The organism is Actinomadura sp. NPDC049382 (assembly GCF_040677125.1).
Taxonomy (GTDB): Bacteria; Actinomycetota; Actinomycetes; order Streptosporangiales; family Streptosporangiaceae; genus Spirillospora; species Spirillospora geliboluensis.
Genome location: NZ_JBFARO010000005.1, coordinates 49,446 through 66,215, shown reverse-complemented (window position 1 = coordinate 66,215; position 16,770 = coordinate 49,446). Strand labels below are relative to the sequence as shown.

General features: G+C 72.5%; 22 protein-coding genes. 14 read left to right on the top strand and 8 right to left on the bottom strand.

Annotated elements, in window-relative coordinates:
- The first annotated feature begins 99 nt into the window (after positions 1 to 99).
- The 4 genes from AB0K34_RS05210 (at position 100) to AB0K34_RS05195 (ending at position 2,905) form a co-directional block, all read left to right on the top strand.
- The gene (locus tag AB0K34_RS05210; RefSeq protein ID WP_138640133.1) at positions 100 to 588 is read left to right on the top strand and encodes an FABP family protein; all 489 of its coding nucleotides are present in this window, start codon (positions 100 to 102) and stop codon (positions 586 to 588) included.
- 341 nt (positions 589 to 929) lie between these two features.
- Positions 930 to 1,346 (top strand): transcriptional repressor, encoded by a 417-nt coding sequence (locus AB0K34_RS05205; protein WP_138640134.1) that lies wholly within the window; start codon positions 930 to 932, stop codon positions 1,344 to 1,346.
- Positions 1,347 to 1,355: 9 nt separating this feature from the next.
- On the top strand, positions 1,356 to 2,336 hold the full coding sequence (locus AB0K34_RS05200) for a folate-binding protein (RefSeq protein ID WP_364545759.1): 981 nt from the start codon (positions 1,356 to 1,358) through the stop codon (positions 2,334 to 2,336).
- Between the two features lie 80 nt (positions 2,337 to 2,416).
- Positions 2,417 to 2,905 (top strand): hypothetical protein, encoded by a 489-nt coding sequence (locus AB0K34_RS05195; protein WP_138640136.1) that lies wholly within the window; start codon positions 2,417 to 2,419, stop codon positions 2,903 to 2,905.
- 15 nt (positions 2,906 to 2,920) lie between these two features.
- Here AB0K34_RS05195 and dtd read toward each other — a convergent pair whose 3' ends face one another.
- Entirely contained in the window at positions 2,921 to 3,346 is a 426-nt protein-coding gene (gene dtd / locus AB0K34_RS05190) for a D-aminoacyl-tRNA deacylase (RefSeq protein ID WP_301177362.1), read from the bottom strand.
- 20 nt (positions 3,347 to 3,366) lie between these two features.
- Here dtd and AB0K34_RS05185 point away from each other — a divergent pair, with 20 nt between their 5' ends.
- Positions 3,367 to 4,194, top strand: a complete 828-nt coding sequence (locus AB0K34_RS05185) for a 3-keto-5-aminohexanoate cleavage protein (protein ID WP_138640138.1) — start codon at positions 3,367 to 3,369, stop codon at positions 4,192 to 4,194.
- Between the two features lie 135 nt (positions 4,195 to 4,329).
- Positions 4,330 to 5,283 carry an asparaginase gene (locus AB0K34_RS05180; protein ID WP_301177361.1) on the top strand — a complete coding sequence of 318 codons (954 nt, stop codon included), beginning with the start codon at positions 4,330 to 4,332 and terminating at the stop codon, positions 5,281 to 5,283.
- Positions 5,284 to 5,333: 50 nt separating this feature from the next.
- Here AB0K34_RS05180 and AB0K34_RS05175 read toward each other — a convergent pair whose 3' ends face one another.
- The 5 genes from AB0K34_RS05175 to AB0K34_RS05155 all read right to left on the bottom strand — a co-directional run bounded on the left by AB0K34_RS05175 (position 5,334) and on the right by AB0K34_RS05155 (position 9,985).
- On the bottom strand, positions 5,334 to 5,717 hold the full coding sequence (locus AB0K34_RS05175) for a hypothetical protein (protein ID WP_171069335.1): 384 nt from the start codon (positions 5,715 to 5,717) through the stop codon (positions 5,334 to 5,336).
- A 40-nt stretch (positions 5,718 to 5,757) separates the two neighbouring features.
- Positions 5,758 to 7,002, bottom strand: coding sequence for an MFS transporter (locus AB0K34_RS05170; RefSeq protein ID WP_138640259.1), 1,245 nt, complete (start codon positions 7,000 to 7,002; stop codon positions 5,758 to 5,760).
- Complete coding sequence (locus AB0K34_RS05165) at positions 6,999 to 7,706, bottom strand: FCD domain-containing protein (RefSeq protein WP_205719549.1); 708 nt, start codon at positions 7,704 to 7,706, stop codon at positions 6,999 to 7,001. Before AB0K34_RS05165 ends, AB0K34_RS05170 begins: the two co-directional genes overlap by 4 nt.
- 76 nt (positions 7,707 to 7,782) lie before the next feature.
- Positions 7,783 to 8,154 carry a hypothetical protein gene (locus AB0K34_RS05160; protein ID WP_138640260.1) on the bottom strand — a complete coding sequence of 124 codons (372 nt, stop codon included), beginning with the start codon at positions 8,152 to 8,154 and terminating at the stop codon, positions 7,783 to 7,785.
- 73 nt (positions 8,155 to 8,227) lie between these two features.
- Positions 8,228 to 9,985 (bottom strand): DUF2207 domain-containing protein, encoded by a 1,758-nt coding sequence (locus AB0K34_RS05155; RefSeq protein ID WP_301177569.1) that lies wholly within the window; start codon positions 9,983 to 9,985, stop codon positions 8,228 to 8,230.
- 132 nt (positions 9,986 to 10,117) lie between these two features.
- Between AB0K34_RS05155 and AB0K34_RS05150 the strand changes: the two genes are divergently transcribed.
- The 6 genes from AB0K34_RS05150 (at position 10,118) to AB0K34_RS05125 (ending at position 14,478) form a co-directional block, all read left to right on the top strand.
- Positions 10,118 to 11,101, top strand: coding sequence for a neutral zinc metallopeptidase (locus AB0K34_RS05150; RefSeq protein ID WP_301177568.1), 984 nt, complete (start codon positions 10,118 to 10,120; stop codon positions 11,099 to 11,101).
- A gap of 97 nt (positions 11,102 to 11,198) precedes the next feature.
- The gene (locus AB0K34_RS05145; RefSeq protein WP_301177567.1) at positions 11,199 to 11,648 is read left to right on the top strand and encodes a helix-turn-helix transcriptional regulator; all 450 of its coding nucleotides are present in this window, start codon (positions 11,199 to 11,201) and stop codon (positions 11,646 to 11,648) included.
- Positions 11,645 to 12,055 carry a hypothetical protein gene (locus tag AB0K34_RS05140; protein WP_138640262.1) on the top strand — a complete coding sequence of 137 codons (411 nt, stop codon included), beginning with the start codon at positions 11,645 to 11,647 and terminating at the stop codon, positions 12,053 to 12,055. Before AB0K34_RS05145 ends, AB0K34_RS05140 begins: the two co-directional genes overlap by 4 nt.
- A gap of 206 nt (positions 12,056 to 12,261) precedes the next feature.
- On the top strand, positions 12,262 to 12,627 hold the full coding sequence (locus tag AB0K34_RS05135) for a DUF2516 family protein (RefSeq protein ID WP_240808380.1): 366 nt from the start codon (positions 12,262 to 12,264) through the stop codon (positions 12,625 to 12,627).
- A 16-nt stretch (positions 12,628 to 12,643) separates the two neighbouring features.
- Entirely contained in the window at positions 12,644 to 13,051 is a 408-nt protein-coding gene (locus AB0K34_RS05130; RefSeq protein WP_364545751.1) for an alanyl-tRNA editing protein, read from the top strand.
- Positions 13,052 to 13,065: 14 nt separating this feature from the next.
- Positions 13,066 to 14,478 (top strand): recombinase family protein, encoded by a 1,413-nt coding sequence (locus AB0K34_RS05125; RefSeq protein ID WP_364545748.1) that lies wholly within the window; start codon positions 13,066 to 13,068, stop codon positions 14,476 to 14,478.
- A 45-nt stretch (positions 14,479 to 14,523) separates the two neighbouring features.
- On the opposite strand, the gene AB0K34_RS05120 is transcribed toward AB0K34_RS05125, so the two are convergent.
- Together AB0K34_RS05120 and AB0K34_RS05115 are read right to left on the bottom strand one after the other, a co-directional pair.
- Complete coding sequence (locus tag AB0K34_RS05120; protein ID WP_364545745.1) at positions 14,524 to 14,739, bottom strand: hypothetical protein; 216 nt, start codon at positions 14,737 to 14,739, stop codon at positions 14,524 to 14,526.
- Positions 14,740 to 14,911: 172 nt separating this feature from the next.
- On the bottom strand, positions 14,912 to 15,334 hold the full coding sequence (locus tag AB0K34_RS05115; protein ID WP_364545742.1) for a helix-turn-helix transcriptional regulator: 423 nt from the start codon (positions 15,332 to 15,334) through the stop codon (positions 14,912 to 14,914).
- 465 nt (positions 15,335 to 15,799) lie between these two features.
- On the opposite strand from AB0K34_RS05115, the gene AB0K34_RS05110 reads away from it, so the two are divergent.
- Both AB0K34_RS05110 and AB0K34_RS05105 read left to right on the top strand, forming a co-directional pair.
- Positions 15,800 to 16,555: a phage antirepressor N-terminal domain-containing protein gene (locus AB0K34_RS05110; protein ID WP_364545739.1), complete on the top strand. Its 756-nt coding sequence runs from the start codon at positions 15,800 to 15,802 to the stop codon at positions 16,553 to 16,555.
- A complete protein-coding gene (locus AB0K34_RS05105) occupies positions 16,555 to 16,734 on the top strand; it encodes a hypothetical protein (RefSeq protein ID WP_364545736.1) in 180 nt (59 codons plus the stop codon). Before AB0K34_RS05110 ends, AB0K34_RS05105 begins: the two co-directional genes overlap by 1 nt.
- The last annotated feature ends 36 nt before the right edge of the window (positions 16,735 to 16,770 follow it).

Here is a 16,770-nt window from a genome sequence, read left to right as displayed (position 1 = left end):
GGACGCGGCGCACCGCCCGGTCGGCCCATGACGTGGACGGCCCGGTCGACGCCGGGAGCGGGACGCGGAGGGCGGCGGGCGCCGCTACGCTCGGTTTCCATGGACGTTCCTGAGCTGCACCCGGACCTTGAGCCCCTGAAGTTCCTGCTCGGCACCTGGGAGGGCGCCGGTGTGGGCGGCTATCCCACGATCGAGTCGTTCAACTTCGGCCAGGAGCTGTCCTTCACCCACATCGGGAAGCCTTTTCTGATCTACGCGAGCCGCACCTGGATGATCGAGCCGGACGGCACGCTCGGGCGTCCGCTGGCGGTGGAGACGGGGTACTGGCGGCCGCGTCCGAACCACCAGGTGGAGGTCACGCTGGCCCACCCGACCGGGATCGTCGAGATCTACGTCGGCGATGTGGCGTTCAACCGCGTGGAGCTGCACACCGACGTGGTGGCGCGCACGGAGTCGGCCAAGGAGGTCACCGCCGGGCACCGCCTGTACGGGCTGATCGGGGAGGACCTCGGCTGGGCGTACGACATGGCGGCCGTGGGCCAGCAGCTCCAGTCGCACCTGTCGGCGCAGCTGAAGAAGGTGTCCTGAGGCCGGGCGAGACCCCCGGGAAATGAACGATCCCCGGACCTTCCCGCCGGGTGGCGGGGTGATGGACAGGACGGGTCCATCGGTCCGGGGACCGGGTAACTGCCTGGTATTCGCCGGTCACCGTCGCGACCGGCTCCACCGCCCAGGGGGCGGCGGTCCGAGGCGGAACGGCGACTAGCGGACAGCCACCTCGCGAGTCCTACAATCAACCATTGCTTGGACCACCTCCTTTCGCGCGTACCCCGCACGTTATGTGAGGGCGCACGGTGAGGCAAACATATTTTCCGAGGGCTGAATCCGGCCCGGGACCGCGCCCGCCGGGCGGGTTCTAGACTCGGTGCATGGTCGAGTCGTGGCAAGAGGAGCTGCGGGCCAAGGGGTACCGGGTCACCCCTCAGCGCCAGCTGGTCCTTGAGGCGGTCACCAACCTGGAGCACGGGACCCCCGAGGAGATCTGCACCGAGGTGCAGCGCACCGCCCGCGGCGTGAACATCTCCACCGTGTACCGGACGCTCGAACTCCTGGAGGAGCTCGGGCTCGTCAAGCACGCCCATCTCGGGCACGGGCCGCCGAACTACCACCTCGCCGCCGAGGCCGAGCACATCCACCTCGTCTGCCGGGGCTGCCACACGGTGGAGGACGTCGACCCGCGCGCCGCCGCCGGGCTGGCGGACGTCCTGCGGCGCGACTTCGGGTTCGAGACCGACGTGCACCACCTCACCGTCTACGGGCGGTGCAAGGAGTGCCGCGCCACATAGGCTGGACGCATGGAGAGCCCGCTGCTGAAGACGCCCGGAGCCGTCGCCGCCGACGCGCCCGACCAGGAGATCGCCGCGCACTACGGCGACCCGTCGAAGGAGCAGCGCGCGCTGGAACGCGGGGCCGCGTTCGTCGACCGGAGCAACCGGGGCGTCCTGAAGGTCACCGGCCCGGACCGGCTGAGCTGGCTGCACAGCCTCCTCAGCCAGCACCTCGACGGGCTGAAGCCGTACGAGCCGACCGAGGCGCTGCTGCTCGACCCCAAGGGCCACATCGAACAGCACCTGTTCGTCATCGACGACGGCGAGACGACCTGGGCGCACGTCGAGCCCGGCGCCGCCGCGCCCCTCGCGGAGTTCCTCGACCGGATGCGGTTCATGCTGCGCGTCGAGGTCGCGGACGTGACCGCCGAGTACATGGTCGTCACCGGCCCGCCGCAGGACGGCGGCCTGTCCTGGCCGGACGTCGCGGGGACGGCGACGCGGATCGTCCCGCGCGGCGAGTTCCCGGAGGGGCTCGAACCGGCGGGCCTCTGGGCGTACGAGGCGCTGCGCATCGCCGAGCACCGGCCCCGGTTCGGGCTCGACACCGACGAGCGGACGATCCCGCACGAGGCCGGCTACGTCGAGACGGCCGTCCACCTGACCAAGGGCTGCTACCGGGGGCAGGAGACGGTGGCACGCGTCCACAACCTCGGGCGGCCGCCGCGCCGCCTGGTGTTCCTGCACCTGGACGGCAGCGTCGACCGGCTGCCCGCGCACGGCGACCCGGTCGAGATCCCGGGCGGGCGCACGATCGGGTTCGTCGGGTCGGCGGCCCGGCACCACGAGCTGGGGCCGGTCGCGCTGGCGACGGTGAAGCGCAACGTCCCGGTGGACGCGGAACTGCTGGCCGGCGGAGTCGCGGCCGCGCAGGAGGTCATCGTGTCACCGGACACCGGCGCGAACGCGCAGATCGCGCTGCGCCGCCGCCCCGCGAAACACGGGTAGCAGCGCGCCCCCCGGGCGAATATCGTCGGACATAGACGATTTCTCACCGGCCGCCGTCCGGGGAAGGTGGATTCCTACCGATGGTCGCGAACCCTGGGAAGCGGGAGCCTCAGGCGGCCAGGCGGGGGACCCGGCGCCGGCCCCGCCGGGAGTCCGCGCTGCTGTGGTGGGCCCTGTTCGCGCTGTTCGCCGGGGCCGCGTGGTGGCTGCACTCGTGGCGCGTCGCGCTGCTCGCGCTCCTGGGCTGGTGCCTGTACCAGTTCATGCTCGTGCCCACCATGTGCCGGGTCCTGAGCCAGCAGGGCGCGGCCTGCACCGAGCGCACCCGGGGGCGGCTGTTCGCCTGCGGCCCCGACCACCAGCGGCTCCGCAACGACGCGCTGTGGCGGCTCGCGGGCCTGCGCAACCCGTTCCAGAAGGAGCCGCACCGGGACGAGGCCGAGACGGGCGTGGTCGTCGTGTCCTCCGACGTCCGCGGACGGCTCACCCCGCCCGACCGCCTGCTGATCCTCCTCGCGGCCGCCGGCACGGTCGTCGTCCTGGTCGGCATGGTGTACGGGTTCCGCTAGACGCGCACGGGCCCGCTAGACGTCCAGGATCAGCGTGATCGGGCCGTCGTTGACCAGCGCGACCTTCATGTCGGCGCCGAACTCGCCCGTCTCGACCTTGGCGCCCAGCCCCCGCAGCTCGTGGACGACGGCGTCCACGAGAGGCTCGGCGACGTTCCCGGGCGCGGCGGCCGTCCACGACGGGCGGCGGCCCTTCCGCGCGTCCCCGTACAGGGTGAATTGGCTCACCACCAGCAGCGGCGTGTTGACGTCCGAGCACGACTTCTCGTCCTCCAGGATCCGCAGCCCCCACAGCTTCGCGGCCAGCTTGCGGGCCTGTTCCGGGCCGTCGTCGTGCGTCACGCCGACGAGCACGAGCAGCCCCGGCCCCTCGATCGCGCCGACGACGCGCCCGTCCACGGACACGCTGGCCTGGCTCACCCTCTGGACTACAGCACGCATGACCATGCATTCTGCCGCCTATGGGAGCAACGACGCTCATCACGGTGGCGCCCACGGGCGCGGAGTCCGCCAAGGCGGACGTTCCGGCCCTGCCCGTCACCCTGGATGAACTGGTCCAGACGGCCAAGGAGTGCGAGGCGGCCGGCGCGGCCGTGATCCACGTGCACATCCGCGACGACGACGCGCGGCCCACGCTCGACCCGTCCCGGTTGCGGGACACGGTGGCGGCGCTGCGGGAGAGCACGGGACTGATCGTGCAACTGTCCACGGGGGGTGCGGTCACCGACCCCTACGAGGACCGCATCCGCGTCCTGGACGCCGAGCCCGACATGTGCTCGCTCACCTGCGGGACGGTCAACTTCGGCGACGACGTCTTCATGAACCCCTGGCCGTTCATGGTGGAGCTGTACCAGCGCACCCAGGAACGCGAGGTCGTCCCGGAGTTCGAGCTGTTCGACCTCGGCCACATCGCGGCGCTGCACAGGCTCCTGGACAAGCACGGCCTCCCCTACGGCGGCCACGTCCACTGCGACCTGGTGATGGGCGTGCCCGGCGGCATGCCCGGCGACGCCCGCACCCTGGTCGCCGCCGTGGAGGCCCTCCCGCCCGGCGCGACCTGGTCGGCCACCGGCATCGGCAGGACGTCGCTGCCCGTCCTCTTCGCCGCCCTTTCGGCCGGCGGCCACCTGCGCGTCGGCATGGAGGACACCGTCACCCTGGCGAAGGGGCAGCCGGTGACGGCGAACGTCCAGCTGGTGGAACGCGCCGCCCAGGCCGCCCGCCTGGCCCAGCGTCCGCCCATGTCCGCCGCGGACGCCCGCGCCCTCCTGAAGACCAGGCCCCGCTGACGCGCGGACGTTCGGCCGGGTCATGCGGGTGCATAATCGCGATCATGGGCGGGTCAGGGCCGGTTCGGTGCGGTGGGCGGGGTAGTTGACCCTGCGTGACCGGGCGGGGACCCGCGGGCTGGAGTGGAGGGTGCGGTGAACGTGAATCCTGTGCTGGTGGAAGTGGAGCGCTCCGGGTTCGTGGAGTCGCGGCACCGGGGGGCGGCGGTCGGGATCGCGGCGGACGGCGCGGTCGCGGTGCGGGCGGGGGAGCCCGAGGCGGCGATCTTCCCGCGGTCGGCCAACAAGCCGATGCAGGCCGTCGCGATGCTGCGGAGCGGGCTCGGCCTGGACGACGAGCTGCTCGCGCTGGCGGCCGGCAGCCACTCCGGGGAGGACTTCCACGTCGAGGGCGCCGAGAAGATCCTCGCCGGCGCCGGGCTGGTCGCCGACGACCTGCGGTGCCCGCAGAGCTGGCCGATCGACCCCGAGGCGCAGCAGGCGGTCGCGCGGCAGGGCGGCGGCCCGTCCCGGATGCGGATGAACTGCTCCGGCAAGCACGCCGCGATGCTGGCGACGTGCGTCGCGGCGGGCTGGCCGAAGGAGACCTACCTCGACCCCGCGCACCCGCTGCAGGAGGCGGTGCGGGAGGTCGTCGAGGAACTGGCCGGGGAGCCGGTCGCCGCCGTCGGCGTGGACGGGTGCGGGGCGCCGCTGTTCGCGGTGTCCACGGTCGGGGTCGCGCGGGCGTTCCGGGCGCTGGTGCTCGCCGCGCCGGGCAGCCCCGAGCGGCGCGTGGCGGACGCGATGCGCACCCACCCGCAGTGGACGTCCGGCACCCGGCGCGAGGAGCGGCAGCTCATGGACGCCGTTCCCGGCCTGCTCGTCAAGTGCGGCGCCGAAGGCGTGGACGCGTTCGCGTACACCGACGGCCGGGCGGGCGCCGTGAAGATCGACGACGGGGCGATGCGCGCGCGGACCCCCGTCACCGTGGCGCTGCTGCGGGCCCTCGGCCTCGACGAGCCGGGCCTGGAGGAGCTGGCCGTGGTCGAGGTTCGGGGCGGGGACGGCGTCGTGGGCGCAGTCCGTCCCGCGCCCGACGTGTTCTAGCCGGAACGCGCCGCGCGGCAGCGTGCCGGGCGGCGCGTCCTAGGCGCGTCCTAGCGGGTCTCGGGCGTGCGCTTGAGCTGCTCGATCTCCTCCTTGAAGACCGTCTGCTCGTAGAGGATGCCGTCCGGCCACACCTTCTTCGGTTCGCGGCCGGGCTGCGGGTTGTCCTTGCGGAACTCCTCCCACTGGCCGTCCCGCGCCGGCGGGTAGCTGTGGGAGAACATCCCCGGCCGGTAGGTGTACATTCCGCCCTGCTCCATGCCGCGGTGGTTCTCCTGGTCGTTCCGGCGGTCGGGATGGATCTTCCGGGACGACGCCGTCCGGGTCATGTAGAGACGGGCGACCGTCAGCACAGTGCCCACCACAATGATGATCCACACCCACCTGAGCGCGACGCTGGGCGTGGCCGTCTCGGCAAGAGTCGCGGCGAGCATCGTGGTCACCTCCCGATGGCGTATCGGCCCCAACACGGGGTCAATTAGGGATGTGTCCGCTGATATGCGAGTTAACCCCCTCGGAAGGCGCGGAAGGGGCACCGACCGTGCGGAGGCGGCCCGCCGCCACCCCGGGCACCGCCATGGCGGCGCACACCGCGAGCACGCCCGCCATCGGAACGCTCCAGCCGCCGGTGGCGTCGTGCAGCGCGCCGAGCGCGAGCGGGCCGAGCGCCGCGATGACGTAGCCGACGCCCTGCGCCATCCCGGACAGCTGCGCCGCGACCTGCGCGTCGTGGGCGCGGAGCCCGATGAACGACAGCGCGGTGGCGAACCCGAGGCCCTGGCCGAAGCCGAGGACCACCGCCCAGCCCCACACCGACCCGATCGGCGCCCACGTCGTCCCGGCGAAGCCGACCAGGGCCAGCACCGCCGTGGCGACCACCAGCGGGCGCTGGTCGCGCGTCCGGCGCGCCAGCACCGGGACGGCCAGCGACCCGATCGCCTGGACCCCCGACGTCAGGGCGAGCACGTAGCCGGCGGCGGCCTCGTCCATCCCGCGGTCCTGGCAGATCGTCGGCAGCCAGCCGAGTACCACGTAGGCGAGCAGCGACTGCAGGCCCATGAACACCGTGACGTGCCAGGCGAGGCCCGACCGCCACACCAGCGCCGTGACGCCGCGCCGGTGCGCCGCGGGCGGCGCCGACCGGGCCGCGTGCGCCGCGCGGCGCGCCCGCGGCACCCACAGCAGCCCGGCCAGCGCGGCGGGGACCGCGAGCAGGCCGAGCGGCAGCCGCCAGCCGGAGTCGAAGGCGTGCTCGACGGGCACCGCGAACCCCGACGACAGCGACGCCCCGGCCGTCACCGCGACCGTGTAGACCGCCGTCACCGTGGTGATCCGGGCGGGATGGTCGCGCTTGATGATGCCCGGCATCGCGATGTTGCCGATGCTGATCGCGATCCCGGCGACCAGCGACCCGGCGAACAGCGCCGCGGAGCCGTCCAGCAGCCGCAGCAGCAGCCCGCCGACCAGCAGCGCCATCGCGCTGACCAGCAGCGTCTCGCCGCGCGGCGCCCGCGGCAGGAACGCCGCGACCAGCCCGTAGGAGCCGAAGAAGACCAGCGGGAGGGTGGTCAGCGCGCCCGCCGCCGTCCCGGACAGCCCGAACTCGTCGCTGATCTCGGTCAGCACCGGGCCGACCGCCGCGATCGCCGGCCGCAGGTTGACCGCCACCAGGACGATCATGAGCAGGGAGCCGGCCAGCCCGGCGCGCCGCGCCGTCACGGGGCCGCCTCGCCGCGCGCGGTCCCCTCGCCGAGCAGGGACTCCAGGACGGTGAGGGTCGGCTCGGCGACGGCCGCCGCGGCCGACGCCGCCGCCTCCGGGTCGCCCGCCGCGATCGCGTCCAGCACGGCGCGGTGCCGGGCCGGGCCCGCCTCGGGGACGTCGTGGTCGAGCCGGATCGCGCGCATCGACTCGTGCAGCCGGTCGATGAAGTACCGCATCGCCTCGATGAGGACCGGGTTCCGGGACGCCTCCGCGACCCCCAGGTGGAACCGCGCGTCGGCGGCGCCGAACGCGTCCGGCTCGGTCGCCTCGTCGCGGGCGCGCAGCAGCAGTTCCAGCCGCTCCAGGTCGGCGGCGGTGCGCCTGCGGGCCGCGAGCCGGGCCGCCTGGACGTCGTAGGCGAGCTGCACCTCGAACACGTCCCGCGCCGACGCCCGCGCGACCCGGCGCAGCAGCGGGCGCGGGTCGGCGCTGCTGCGCACGTACGTCCCGTCGCCGCGCCGCACCTCCAGCACCCCGACGTGCGACAGCGCCCGGATCGCCTCGCGGACGGCCGGACGGCTCACGCCGAGCTGGGCGGCGAGGTCGGTCTCCGCCGGGATCCGCTCGCCGACCGGCCAGGAGCCGGCGCTGACCTGCGCTTGGAGCTGCTCCAGCACGGCGTCCACCGTCGAGCCGCTGGAAACGGGACTCAATCCCACGAACCCTCCCAAGTAAGACGTCAGACATCTTACGTGGGGTGATCAGGGGCGGTCGAGGCCGGCCGGGTCGGCGGGGTCAGCGTCCGCCGAACAGGCGCCGCCGCTTCCGCCTGCGTCCCTTCCGCGGCGGTTCGGGCCGCTGGACGGCCTCCTCCTCGGCGCGGGCCTGCTCGATGTGCTCCATGACCTCGCGATGCGTCACCGACGGCGCGGGGTCGCGGCGCGTCCGCTGGGACGGGCTGCCCTGGATGACCCCGCCCTGGACGGGCCCGCGGTTGGGCAGGCCGCCCATCGTCCTCCGGCTGCGCGGCGGCTTGCGGGACGCGGTGAGGGTGACGACCACCCAGAAGACGACCGCGAGGAAGATGACGGCCGGCCCCACGTAGAAGAACCAGGAGGTCCCGAGGTCGCTGCCGCCGGGCGGGGGGAGCTGGTCTGCCAGGAACATGAGGCGACACCTCCTCGCCCCGGCACCTACCCCGCGTCAGGCGGTTAACCGCCCGTGCCCGCCCGGCGCCCGGTCACAACCCGCGCGACTGCGAGATGGACCCGGAGGTGGCCAGCGTGAACGTGCGCATCGACTCGGCGAACTTCGACAGGTCCCACTCGGCCGGGCCCTCGTACCAGTAGAGGTTGTCGGCGCCCTGCTCGCCCGCGTCCTTGACCGTCTCCGCCCATTTGGGGACGGTGCCGAACACGACCGCGTACGGAAGGAAGCGGGAGAACAGCGCGATCCGCTGCCGGGACGCGACGGCGTCCCCGTCCGGGACGGCGCCGCGCTCCAGGAACGCCCGGAACCCGATCGTGTGCGCGAGCACCGTCGCGCCGCGCGCCGTCTTCGCCGGCATGAACTGGCCGCCATAGGCCAGCGCCGCGCCCGCGATGATCAGCGCGAGGCCGGCGAGGGCCCACTCGGTGGTGAGCGCCAGCGCGACCGTCGCGCCGATGCCGAGCAGCGTCACGAGGATGCCGGCGACCGTCCAGCGGGACCGGACGGTGTCCGGGCGGCGCGCGAACCAGCCCTGCTTCACCACGTCGTCGTACATCGCGGACCTGACCTGCGCCAGCTTCGTCGCGAACGTCCCGCCGAGCTCCGACAGCTTCACCGCGTCGCGGCCCGTCCCGTCGGGGGCGGTGAGCAGCGCGTCCAGCAGGATCCGCTCGTAGGGGAGGAGGTCGACCTGCGGGCGGTCGAGGCGGCGCAGCGTCCAGTCGAGGCGGCCGGTGCGGGCCCGGTCCTCCTCCTCGATCAGCAGGTAGCCGCGCACGGCGAGGTCGACGATCGTCGCGGTCACGTCGATCACGTCGGCCTGCTCGTCGATCAGCGTGCCGATCTGGCCGGGCCGCACCCCGTCCGGCGGCTCGAACTCGGCCCCGGCGACCGGCGCCTGGTCGCCCTCGGCGGCCTTCTTGCCCACGACCCGGGCGTCCCGGCCGCGCAGCAGGTAGAGGGCGGCGACGCCGCCGACCAGCAGCACCAGCAGGCCGGCGAGCACGGAGCCGGTCACGGCGTTGACGGAGAACGCGGTCGCGAGCGTGTGCCGCCGCTCGTAGAGCGCCTTGCCGCCGGTCGTGCCCGCGGGCAGGCCCGCGACGACCGTCAGGTACTCGCCGGGCAGCATGCCCTGCTGGGCGTAGACGCCCTGCGTGTGCGTGTGGTTCGTGTAGTACTGCGTGCAGCCGATCGTGCTGCCGATCGGCCCGGTGAAGCAGTTGACGCTGCGGATCATCGCGCCGCCGTCCACGACGGCCTTGGCCTCGTCCACCGGGACCTTCCAGCCGCCGATCACCGGCCAGCGCAACTCCTCCGCGCCGCCCATCGGGGTGATCGCGCCGCGCAGGTCGTACTCCAGCACCACGGTGCGGTTGCCGTTCAGTGCGCCGGTGCCGCTGACCTTGACGGTCGTGCGCGTCTCGCCCTCGGACGTACTGACCCGCGTCGGCCCGCCGTCGGGGCTGCTCGCCCGCAGGTTGTCCAGCTTGTAGACGCGGTCCTCGCTGAGGCTCTCGTGGACGCGGGTCTGGAACGCCCGCTGGAAGCCCTTCTGCCCGGCGAACCGGTAGACGACCGTCTCCTTCACCTTGACGGTCCCGCCCTTGCCGGCGGTGAGGACGACCTCGTCCTTGAGCACCCGCTCCGCCGGGGCGGCCGTCCCGGCGCCCGGCCCCGCCGCTACGGCGGGGGTGGTCATGACGGGGCTCAGCGCCACGGCCGACACCGCGGCCGACATCGTCAGGACGACTGGCCGGAACCGGAACAACGCCGCAAGAGCAGACATGGCCGCAAATAGTATCGGGAACGCGTGCGATGATTCTGCGCTATGGCAGGTCAATACCCCCCGCCGCCACCATCGTCGCGGCCACCGGCCCCGCCGTACGGCCGTCCCCCTTATGGCGGGCCCCCGCACGGCGTGCCGCCCTACGGTGCGCAGCCGCCGGGCGGCCCGGGGTACGGGCCGGGGTACGGGCAGCCTGCCTACGGGCAGCCGCAGTACCGGTACGTCCCGATGCGCCCGCCGCCGCGCCGCAGCGCGGGCGGGACGATCGCGGGCATCTTCGGCGGGCTGACGGCCCTGGTCGTGCTGGCGATCGTGGTGCTCTCCGTGCTCGGCGGGACGCAGGGCGCGGGCGGAACGGGGACGAGCACCTCGTCCGGCCGCGGCGCCGAGTCGATGTCGCCCAAGGAGAAGGCCACCGACAGCAAGCTGTACAAGAGCGGGCCGCTGACGTCGGTGAGCTGCCGGCTGCCGCGCATCCTGCCGTCCGCCGACTCGATGCGCCAGTTCATGGACACCCTCAGCGACTGCCTGGACACCGCGTGGACCAAGCAGTTCCAGAAGGCCGGGATCTCGTTCAACAAGCCCAACCGCGTGTTCTGGGTGAACCCGGGGCGCAGCCCCTGCGGCACCTACCCGGCGCCTGGCGCGTCCGCGTTCTACTGCCCGGCGAACAACACGATGTACGTCGGCCTGGAGCACGTGGTGGAGACGTCGGGCGGCGAGCCCCTGTCCCACTACGCCGTGTACGCGCGGGTGATCGCGCACGAGTACGGGCACCACGTCCAGGACCGCGCGGGCATCCTGCTCTACGGCGACCGGCAGATCGAGACGGGCGACACCGCGACCGGCAACGAGGCGAGCCGCCGCATCGAGCTGCAGGCGCAGTGCTTCGCGGGCGCGTTCCTCGGCTCGGAGCGGTCCACGCTGCCGATGACCCGGGAGCAGTACGTCGCGATGATCATGGACGTGCGGGGCCGCGGCGAGGACCGCAAGCCGGTGGAGGAGCGCGACCACGGCTCCGGGCGCCACTACGCGGGCTGGGTGGTGACCGGCTTCAACGGCCGCGACCTGACCGTCTGCAACACCTGGATCGCGCCGTCCTCCAAGGTCAGCTGACCTCGCCTTTCCGACCTTTCCGGCATGTGAGGCGATTCACCACGAAGTGCTAGCAAGGGCGCTTGCAATTGCAAGCACCATGACGCAGGGTGGAGACATGGCAAGTTCGAAGGTCGGCTCCATCGGGGAGTACATCCGGGAACAGCGCACGCGCGCGAAGATCTCGCTGCGCCAGCTCGCGGACGTCTCGGGCATCTCCAACCCGTACCTGAGCCAGATCGAGCGCGGCCTGCGCAAGCCGAGCGCCGAGATCCTGCAGCAGATCGCCAAGGGGCTGCGGATCTCCGCCGAGGCGCTGTACGTGCAGGCCGGCATCCTTGAGGACCGCGAGGCCGACACCGACGTGATGGCGGCCGTCCGGGCCGACCTCCTGCTCACCGAGCGGCAGAAGCAGGTCCTGCTCGACATCTACGCGTCGTTCCTCAAGGAGAACGAGGCCACCGGAGCGACCGGCACCGGGTTCGCCGACACGGCGGCCCCGGACGACCGGGACGCGCCGGAACCATCAGAGCCGCATGATTCCCATGGAAAGGAAGAGGTCGGATGACGCTGGCCAGCAACCTCCGAGAGAACAAGGCCGTCTACACCGTGGCCGGCGCCGGCGACTTCGCGGTCGAGAAGCTCCGTGAGGTCCCCGGGCAGGTGGACCGCTACCGCGAGCAGGTCCGCGAGACCGTGGACCGCTACCGCGGCGAGGTCTCCCGCTACCAGCAGCGCGTCGAGGCCAAGGACCTGCCGGGCGCCGCGGTCGCGTACGCCACGCACTTCGGCACCCGCGCCGTCGAGTTCATCGACGAGCTCACCGAGCGGGGCCGCAAGGTCGTGAACCGCGAGGCCGTCCAGGTCGCCGAGATCACCGAGCCCGAGCCGAAGCCCGCCGCCCGGACCCGCACCGCGCCGCAGCGCCGCGCCAACGGGACCGCCCGGCAGAGCCGCACCACCGCGAAGAAGTAACGGCGCCGCCGTGAGGGGCCCGGCCGGGAACATCCGGCCGGGCTCCTTCGTCTGTTCCAGCAGGTCGGCGCGCGGCCGTCCGCCCCTCTGGACAGTGCGCATAGGGTTGGGGTGGAAGACGCCGTGCGAGCCGGCGAGCCATGTGAGCGACGAGCCGTGTGAGCGACGAGAGTCGCCGTCCGAGACGAGCAGGAGCGCTGATAGCCGTGGAGGGCTTCAATGTGCTGGACTACTTCTTCTGGCTGCTGCTGATCATCGCCTTCGTGATGGAGGCGTGGGCGCTGATCGACTCGCTGACCGTGCCCGAGGGCGCCTACGCCGCGGCGGGCAAGTGGCGCAAGCGGCTCTGGATGATCGTGCTGATCGTCGCGACGGTCGTCGGCGCCGCGTACGCGGTCGCGCCGGCGGCGCTCGGCGCCAGCCCCATCGCGCTGCTGATCGGCATCCTGCCGGTCGCCGCGTTCATCGCCGCCGCCGTCTACCTGGCGGACGTCCGGCCCGCCGTCGCCCCGTACAAGAAGAAGAACGGCGGCCGCGGCGGTTCCCGATCCGGCCCCTACGGACCCTGGTGACCTCTACCGTGAGGCCATGAGCGAGACCCTCGGACGCACCACCCGGCTGGAACTGGACGATCAGGCGCTGCGGGACTGGGAGGCCGTCGTCCTCGACGCGGGCCCGGACGGCATCGTCCTCGACCGCTCCGCCTTCTACCCCGGCGGCGGCGGGCAGCCGCCGGACCACGGCGTCCTGCTGTGGCAGGGCGTCCAGACCCGGATCGCGGGCGTCCGCAAGGGCGACGACCTGGTCCTCATCCCGGTGGAGGACGACCCGGTCCCGCCCGCCGGGACCGTCGTCCAGGCCGCCGTCGAGGACGACCGCCGCACCGCCCTGATGCGCACCCACTCCGGCCTGCACCTGCTGTGCGGCGTGGTGTTCCGCGACTACGGCTGCCTCGTCACCGGCGGCAACATGGAGCCTGCCAAGTTCTCCGCGTAACGTACACTCGCGGCATGGAGCACGCAACCCCCCGGGCCGGTATCTACTGCCGCCTGTCCCTGGCCGTCATGGGCGACACCACCCACGTTGACGAGCAGGAACGCGTCTGCCGCCGGATCCTCCCCGCCGCCGCGACCGTCGCCTACCAGCACGTCTACAAGGACAACTCCAAGTCGGCGTGGCGGAGAGACCGCAGGCGCCCAGGATGGGACGCGCTGGTGACCGCGATCCGTTCCGGCGAACTGGACATGGTCGCGATCTACCACGGCGACCGTCTCGTCCGGCAGCCCCGCGATTTGGAGGATCTCCTCGACGCCGGCGCCGAACGCGGCATCGTCCTGGTGTCCCCGACGGGCACCTACAACCTCGCCGACCCCGACCACCAGATGATGCTCCGGTGGATGGTCGCGCGCGCCAAGAACGAGATCGACCACATGTCCCGCCGGATGAAGGACGGGCACGCCCGCCGGCGCAAGCAGGGCATTGTCCGCAAGGGCGGCCGCGGCGGCCGGCCGTTCGGGTTCGAGCCGGACGGGGTGACGCACCGCCCGGATGAGGTGGCGCTGATGCGCGAGTGCGCGGAGCGCCTGCTGGCCGGTGAGGGCGCGGGGCAGATCGGCCGCGACTGGGACGCACGGGGCCTGCGCACGGTGACGGGCGCGCAGTGGACCCACGGGACGATCAAGAAGATGATGCTGCGGCCCAGGGTGGCGGGGCTGATGCCGGACGGGGAGTCGCGGGCCGGGTGGGAGCCGGTCCTGGCCGACGACCTGGCGAAGGCGCGGGAGCGGTGGGAGGCGGTACGTGCGGTGCTGGAGGGCCGGGCGGCGGCGTTCTCCTACGCCACCAACGCGCGCACGCACCTGCTGTCCAATCTGGCCGTGTGCGGGCCGTGCGGGAACCCGGTCACGATCCGGCACAACGCGCGCGGGAGGCAGCTCATCGGGTACGGGTGCGTGACGCCGGGGTGCCGCAAGACGCACCGCGCGCAGGAGTACCTGGACCGGTACGTGGTCGGGCATGTCATCGAGCTGCTGGCGGATGAGGCGTACATCGCGGAGCTGGCGACGCCGGCCGACGAGGGCGCGGCGGCGGAGATCACGGAACTGGAGGCGCGGAAGGCGGCGGCGGAGCAGACCTTGGCGACGCTGGTCGACAATCCGCACATCCGGCCGGAGCTGCTGGCGGAGTCGATCGCGGGGTTCGCGCGGCGGATCGCGGAGAAGCGCGCGGCGATCGCGATGTCGGCGCGGTCGCGGCTGCTGCTGGAGCACGCGGGGATCGACGAGGAGGCGTTCGAGGCGCTGCCGCTGGGGACGCGGCGTGCGCTGGTGCAGGCGACGTACCGGGTGACGGTGTGGCCGGTGAGCAAGAAGGGCCCCGGGTTCGAGGCGGAGACGATCGAGCTGACGAAGGTGGAGGAGTAGAAGCGGGTGGGGCCGCCCGGGAGCGAGGGACCGGGCGGCCTGGCTCTAGCCGAGCATTCGGGCGGCGGCGTCTTCGGCGTCGGCGCCGCCCCCGCGCAGGGCGGCCAGGATGGCCTGGTCGGTCGCGACGACGCGTTCGCCGAGGTCTTCGACGCGGCGCACGTCCTGGCGGACGGCGCGCAGGTGCCGCGCGATGAGCTTGTAGCCGATGAGTGTTGCTGCGGCGATCGCCAGGATGGTCGGGGTGTCGGGCTGGGGCACGGTTGCATCTCTCCGTCGAGTCGGGGTGGCGGCCGGTGAATCTCTTGCGCGGGGGAGAGTTTCGCCGTCAATCCGCCACTTCGGACCGTTTCCTAGTCGTCACATAATGCGATAACGGTCCGGGCATCACCAGTCACTAACTGGCCGCATACGGTCACAACTCGCTGGCTGTTCAGTGTTTGCCGCCGTCAGGTTCACGCGCGGGCGCCTGTTCATCCTCGAAAGCGCGGACCACTTCCTCGACGGCCCGGCGCTTGCGCTCGTTGAGCCGGCGCACCCGCTCGATCAGATCGGCGACCATCCGCTCGTTCTGGTCCATCACCATCTCGGCCCGGCCCATCGGGGTCTCGGGCACCCACAGGCCGAGGTTGCGCCGCACGGTGATGATGTCTAGGCGCAACACCTCAGCGATCTTCTCGGCGCGGTCGTCGCTTACTGCACTGGTGCCCAGCTCGTAGCGGGACACCTGCGATTGGTCTATACCCAGCGCGCGCGCGAACTGGTTCAGGGTGGCGAACCCTGCCCGCTCGCGCTCGGTGCGCAGCCATCGGCCCGCCTCCGCTTGGCGCTCGCGCTGGCGCCTCTTGTCGTCCATGCGCACAAGTTTTGCATGCCATGCAAGGCCGCTCATCAGGCACGGGGGGAAGTTTCCGGTTCTGGCTTGACATGCCTTGTACCAAATGCAAAGCTCCTTGCATGCAACACAAGAGATCGCTTCCCGAGATGTGGGGCGCAAGGGTCAGGAAAGCCCGGCATGACCTGGGGCTTTCTCTTGAGGCCCTCGCCGCCAGATCAGGCATCGACCTGGCGCACCTGAGCCGGGGCGAACGCGGTTTGGCCGGATTCGGCGACGACTCCCGCATCCGCCTCGCGGCCGCCCTCGGCAAGCGCGTCGAGGACCTCTTCCCCTACCCCGAATCCGGAGAGACCGCATGCCTCAATGCGGCCAGTGCAACGGCCGGGGGAGCATCCCCAACCCCGGCGACAACGGCGGCCCCCCGATCAACTGCCCCATCTGCGGAGGGACCGGCAGCGTCGGCCCCCGAGGGGAGCCGCGGCGATGAGTGAGATCGTCCACGTCCCCTTCCACGGCGACGACGTGCCCCTCGTCGATGTGAAGGGCCAGCCCCGCGTCGTCCTGAAGCCCGCGCTCGAATCGATCGGCGTTGACTACTGGACGCAGGTCGAGAAGCTCCGCAGCAGGTCATGGGCAACCACCAGCCAGAGCCCGGTGGTTGCCGAGGACGGCAAGACCAGGGACATGGTCATTTGCGACGTCCGCACGTTCCTCATGCTGCTCGCCACGATCGACGAGCGGCGGGTCGGGAAGGACGTCGCACCGAAGCTGATCGCCTACCAGGCCGAGGTCGCCGACGCGATCGAGGCGTACTGGACCAACGGCGGCGCGATCAACCCGCGCGCCACCCGCGACCAGCTCAACGAGATCGCCGAGACCGCCCGCCGGCAGATGGACGTCCTGCGCCTCATGCCCGGCCTTGTCGACGCCCGGTGGCTGGAGGCCAAGGCCCGCGAGGTCGCCGCCCGCGCCCTGGGCGAGGAGCCCGAGCAGGACCCGGCGACGCGGCTGCTGACCGTCGGCGACTACCTCGGCGACCAGGGCATGGCCGCGACCGCCGCCCGCAAGCTCGCCCCCACGTTCGGCAAGCGCCTCAAGGCCGCCTATGTCCGCCGGCACGGCGAGATCCCCCGCACCGCGCCCCGCTTCATCGACGGTGCGCAGCGCGACGTCGCCGTCTACACCGAGGCCGACCGCGACCTGTTCGACGCGGTGTGGTCCGAGATCGGCGGCGCGTGATGACGAAGACCTGCCAGTGCGGCAACCCGCACCCACGAGTCCGCACCCCCGAAGAGGCATTCGCCGCCGGCCGAGCGCACGCCCGCGCCCGCGGTGACCGGCTCACCCCGACCCAGATCGTCCGCCTCGCCGCCCTGGTGCGCCCGCACCTGGACGCCGCGGCCAAGCGCTCTGCCTGAACAAGAAGACGGCCCCCGCTGCTACCGGAGGCCGCC